Here is a 5,730-nt window from a genome sequence, read left to right on the forward strand (position 1 = left end):
CGAATCGCAAAAAAGTAGTTGACGCGATGAACTAACTGCTACATAATCTCGTTTCTCTGCTGCTGACGAACACAACGATTCGCAGCGATGCAAACAGCGCCAAGCGCGTTTGATGCAGATGATCTTTAAAAATTAACAGCCGATAAGCGTGGGCGTTTAATGAAGTGCGACAGAACCTCGGTTCTGGAAACTTTAAACATTAAATGCTCACAAGAAATATAGGTAAGATCGCAAGAAATTACCTGTCAGTATTTTGAGAGAGCGATGCCCTTCGGGGTAGCCAGAAATGGCACAAAACAGAGATTAAACTAAAGAGTTTGATCCTGGCTCAGATTGAACGCTGGCGGCATGCCTTACACATGCAAGTCGAACGGCAGCATAGGAGCTTGCTCCTGATGGCGAGTGGCGAACGGGTGAGTAATATATCGGAACGTGCCCTAGAGTGGGGGATAACTAGTCGAAAGACTAGCTAATACCGCATACGATCTAAGGATGAAAGTGGGGGATCGCAAGACCTCATGCTCGTGGAGCGGCCGATATCTGATTAGCTAGTTGGTGGGGTAAAAGCCTACCAAGGCAACGATCAGTAGCTGGTCTGAGAGGACGACCAGCCACACTGGGACTGAGACACGGCCCAGACTCCTACGGGAGGCAGCAGTGGGGAATTTTGGACAATGGGGGCAACCCTGATCCAGCAATGCCGCGTGAGTGAAGAAGGCCTTCGGGTTGTAAAGCTCTTTTGTCAGGGAAGAAACGGTTCTGGATAATACCTGGAGCTAATGACGGTACCTGAAGAATAAGCACCGGCTAACTACGTGCCAGCAGCCGCGGTAATACGTAGGGTGCAAGCGTTAATCGGAATTACTGGGCGTAAAGCGTGCGCAGGCGGTTGTGTAAGTCAGATGTGAAATCCCCGGGCTCAACCTGGGAATTGCATTTGAGACTGCACGGCTAGAGTGTGTCAGAGGGGGGTAGAATTCCACGTGTAGCAGTGAAATGCGTAGATATGTGGAGGAATACCGATGGCGAAGGCAGCCCCCTGGGATAACACTGACGCTCATGCACGAAAGCGTGGGGAGCAAACAGGATTAGATACCCTGGTAGTCCACGCCCTAAACGATGTCTACTAGTTGTCGGGTCTTAATTGACTTGGTAACGCAGCTAACGCGTGAAGTAGACCGCCTGGGGAGTACGGTCGCAAGATTAAAACTCAAAGGAATTGACGGGGACCCGCACAAGCGGTGGATGATGTGGATTAATTCGATGCAACGCGAAAAACCTTACCTACCCTTGACATGGATGGAATCCCGAAGAGATTTGGGAGTGCTCGAAAGAGAACCATCACACAGGTGCTGCATGGCTGTCGTCAGCTCGTGTCGTGAGATGTTGGGTTAAGTCCCGCAACGAGCGCAACCCTTGTCATTAGTTGCTACGAAAGGGCACTCTAATGAGACTGCCGGTGACAAACCGGAGGAAGGTGGGGATGACGTCAAGTCCTCATGGCCCTTATGGGTAGGGCTTCACACGTCATACAATGGTACATACAGAGGGCCGCCAACCCGCGAGGGGGAGCTAATCCCAGAAAGTGTATCGTAGTCCGGATTGGAGTCTGCAACTCGACTCCATGAAGTTGGAATCGCTAGTAATCGCGGATCAGCATGTCGCGGTGAATACGTTCCCGGGTCTTGTACACACCGCCCGTCACACCATGGGAGCGGGTTTTACCAGAAGTGGGTAGCCTAACCGCAAGGAGGGCGCTCACCACGGTAGGATTCGTGACTGGGGTGAAGTCGTAACAAGGTAGCCGTATCGGAAGGTGCGGCTGGATCACCTCCTTTCTAGAGTGCGCACGAAGTTAAGCGTCCACACTTATCGGCTGTAAATTAAGAACAGTTATTTGGTGAAGCACGGTCTTTGGCACAACGTCACTGACTGGCTACTGATACTGATCCAAGCGGGTCTGTAGCTCAGCTGGTTAGAGCACCGTGTTGATAACGCGGGGGTCGTTGGTTCGAGCCCAACCAGACCCACCAAGGTTTCGGGGGTTTAGCTCAGCTGGGAGAGCACCTGCTTTGCAAGCAGGGGGTCGTCGGTTCGATCCCGTCAACCTCCACCAAGAAATATCAAACCTAAGTCAGCGTCCAAAGCGAGACGTAGTGATTTAGGTTTGATCTTTTACGATCAATGGCTGTTTTTGTTCTTTAACAATCTGGAAGAAGTAAAGATTCATTTAAACGATCGCCAGGACTTCGGTTCTTGCGAAAGTGAAAAATGGGTGTGATTGTATCAATCAAAGTATTACGAAGTGATCTTAGCAATTAGAAGACTTACTTTGGAATACGGCAAACGCTAAAACTCAACGCTTCTAAATAACGCTCTTGCAAAAGAGGCTAACGTTATAGGAACAAGCGAATAAGTGCACATGGTGGATGCCTTGGCGATTACAGGCGATGAAGGACGTAGTAGCTTGCGATAAGCTGCGGGGAGCTGGCAAACGAGCTTTGATCCGCAGATTTCCGAATGGGGAAACCCGGCCGTAAGGTCATCGTTATCTGAATACATAGGGTAACGAAGCGAACGTGGCGAACTGAAACATCTAAGTAGCTACAGGAAAAGAAATCAACCGAGATTCCCAGAGTAGTGGCGAGCGAAATGGGATCAGCCTGCAAGATTTAGCATCAACGATAGCAAAACGGAATGGAAAGTCCGGCCATAGAGGGTGATAGCCCCTTATGCGAAATCGATGGTGTGGAACTAGGCTTGCGACAAGTAGGGCGGGACACGTGAAATCCTGTCTGAACATGGGGGGACCATCCTCCAAGGCTAAATACTCGTAATCGACCGATAGTGAACCAGTACCGTGAGGGAAAGGCGAAAAGAACCCCGGAAGGGGAGTGAAATAGATCCTGAAACCGTGTGCATACAAACAGTAGGAGCCCTGTAAGGGGTGACTGCGTACCTTTTGTATAATGGGTCAGCGACTTACATTCAGTGGCAAGCTTAACCGAATAGGGAAGGCGCAGAGAAATCGAGTCCGAATAGGGCGTTCAGTCGCTGGGTGTAGACCCGAAACCAAGTGATCTATCCATGGCCAGGTTGAAGGTGCGGTAACACGCACTGGAGGACCGAACCCACTAATGTTGAAAAATTAGGGGATGAGCTGTGGATAGGGGTGAAAGGCTAAACAAACTTGGAAATAGCTGGTTCTCTCCGAAAACTATTTAGGTAGTGCCTCAAGTATCACCATCGGGGGTAGAGCACTGTTATGGCTAGGGGGTCATCGCGACTTACCAACCCATTGCAAACTCCGAATACCGATGAGTGCGAGCTTGGGAGACAGACGCCGGGTGCTAACGTCCGACGTCAAGAGGGAAACAACCCAGACCGCCAGCTAAGGTCCCAAAGATTGGCTAAGTGGAAAACGAAGTGGGAAGGCTAAAACAGTCAGGAGGTTGGCTTAGAAGCAGCCATCCTTTAAAGAAAGCGTAATAGCTCACTGATCGAGTCGTCCTGCGCGGAAGATGTAACGGGGCTAAGCCAGTCACCGAAGCTGCGGATATCCGTAAGGATATGGTAGGAGAGCGTTCTGTAAGCCTGTGAAGGTGTCTTGTAAAGGATGCTGGAGGTATCAGAAGTGCGAATGCTGACATGAGTAGCGATAATGCGGGTGAAAAGCCCGCACGCCGTAAGCCCAAGGTTTCCTGTTCAACGTTCATCGGAGCAGGGTGAGTCGGCCCCTAAGGCGAGGCAGAGATGCGTAGCTGATGGGAAGCAGGTTAATATTCCTGCACCGTCGTTAGATGCGATGGGGGGACGGATCGCGGAAGGTTGTCCGACTGTTGGAATAGTCGGTTTTTGCATCGAAGAAGGCTGTTAGGCAAATCCGGCAGCGTAATTCAAGGGTGTGAGACGAGCGAACTTGTTCGCGAAGCAATCGGAAGTGGTTCCAAGAAAAGCCTCTAAGCTTCAGTCTAACGAGACCGTACCGCAAACCGACACAGGTGGGCGAGATGAGTATTCTAAGGCGCTTGAGAGAACTCGGGAGAAGGAACTCGGCAAATTGGTACCGTAACTTCGGGATAAGGTACGCCCAAGTAGTTTGACTGGCCTGCGCCAGAAGGACAAAAGGGTTGCAATAAAATGGTGGCTGCGACTGTTTAATAAAAACACAGCACTCTGCAAACACGAAAGTGGACGTATAGGGTGTGACGCCTGCCCGGTGCTGGAAGATTAAATGATGGGGTGCAAGCTCTTGATTGAAGTCCCAGTAAACGGCGGCCGTAACTATAACGGTCCTAAGGTAGCGAAATTCCTTGTCGGGTAAGTTCCGACCTGCACGAATGGCGTAACGATGGCCACACTGTCTCCTCCCGAGACTCAGCGAAGTTGAAATGTTTGTGATGATGCAATCTACCCGCGGCTAGACGGAAAGACCCCATGAACCTTTACTGTAGCTTTGCATTGGACTTTGAACCAATCTGTGTAGGATAGGTGGGAGGCTTTGAAGCGTGGACGCTAGTCTGCGTGGAGCCAACCTTGAAATACCACCCTGGTTTGTTTGAGGTTCTAACCTTGGTCCGTTATCCGGATCGGGGACAGTGCATGGTAGGCAGTTTGACTGGGGCGGTCTCCTCCCAAAGTGTAACGGAGGAGTTCGAAGGTACGCTAGGTACGGTCGGACATCGTGCTAATAGTGCAATGGCATAAGCGTGCTTAACTGCGAGACTGACAAGTCGAGCAGGTACGAAAGTAGGACATAGTGATCCGGTGGTTCTGTATGGAAGGGCCATCGCTCAACGGATAAAAGGTACTCTGGGGATAACAGGCTGATTCCTCCCAAGAGTTCATATCGACGGGGGAGTTTGGCACCTCGATGTCGGCTCATCACATCCTGGGGCTGTAGCCGGTCCCAAGGGTATGGCTGTTCGCCATTTAAAGTGGTACGTGAGCTGGGTTTAAAACGTCGTGAGACAGTTTGGTCCCTATCTGCCGTGGGCGTTGGAAGTTTGAAGGGGGCTGCTCCTAGTACGAGAGGACCGGAGTGGACGAACCTCTGGTGTATCGGTTGTCACGCCAGTGGCATTGCCGAGTAGCTAAGTTCGGAAGAGATAACCGCTGAAAGCATCTAAGCGGGAAACTCGCCTTGAGATGAGACTTCCCGGGAACTAGATTCCCCTAAAGGGTCGTTCGAGACCAGGACGTTGATAGGTCAGGTGTGGAAGCGCAGTAATGCGTTAAGCTAACTGATACTAATTGCCCGTGCGGCTTGTTCCTATAACATTAGTTCTGTTATATAGACGAGTTGAGCATATATTGTGTTTGCCCTAGTGCATCACACCCCAGAATCTAATTACTTCTTCCAGTTTGAGTTGCTTGCTGCTCCGTTCGAGAGCAAGTGGCTATACAAGTTATGCCTGATGACTATAGCAAGTTGGTACCACCCCTTCCCATCCCGAACAGGACCGTGAAACGACTTCGCGCCGATGATAGTGCTGCAACCAGTGTGAAAGTAGGTCATCGTCAGGCTTGTTACTCCCAAGGACCCTCGTTACGAAAGTAGCGAGGGTTTTTGCTTTGGGGCGAACAAAACACCTATCCAATGCCCCGCCCATGCGTGCGTGCATCGACAAGCATCACGCTCCCGAGCAGCAAAGCCGGGCCGCGCCCAAGTGCGCAGCTAACGCGGTAACGCAGCCTCAACCATCACTTCGCCTGCTGGCGCTCGCACGA

2 tRNA genes and 3 rRNA genes are annotated in these 5,730 nt (G+C 51.0%); all 5 read left to right on the forward strand.

Annotated features, from left to right (window positions below):
- The first annotated feature begins 305 nt into the window (after positions 1 to 305).
- The 5 genes from I5R65_RS24165 to rrf all read left to right on the forward strand — a co-directional run bounded on the left by I5R65_RS24165 (position 306) and on the right by rrf (position 5,526).
- A 16S ribosomal RNA gene (locus tag I5R65_RS24165) occupies positions 306 to 1,838 on the forward strand.
- A 118-nt stretch (positions 1,839 to 1,956) separates the two neighbouring features.
- Positions 1,957 to 2,033: transfer RNA gene (locus I5R65_RS24170), tRNA-Ile, on the forward strand.
- A gap of 7 nt (positions 2,034 to 2,040) precedes the next feature.
- Positions 2,041 to 2,116, forward strand: a tRNA-Ala gene (locus I5R65_RS24175).
- Positions 2,117 to 2,402: 286 nt separating this feature from the next.
- Positions 2,403 to 5,274: ribosomal RNA gene (locus tag I5R65_RS24180) — 23S ribosomal RNA — on the forward strand.
- Between the two features lie 139 nt (positions 5,275 to 5,413).
- Positions 5,414 to 5,526: ribosomal RNA gene (rrf, locus tag I5R65_RS24185) — 5S ribosomal RNA — on the forward strand.
- The 16S, 23S and 5S rRNA genes sit together here with 2 tRNA genes alongside, the layout of an rRNA operon.
- Positions 5,527 to 5,730 lie beyond the last annotated feature (204 nt).

It is taken from the genome of Herbaspirillum sp. AP02, from assembly GCF_015767275.1.
Lineage (GTDB): Bacteria > Pseudomonadota > Gammaproteobacteria > Burkholderiales > Burkholderiaceae_D > Herbaspirillum.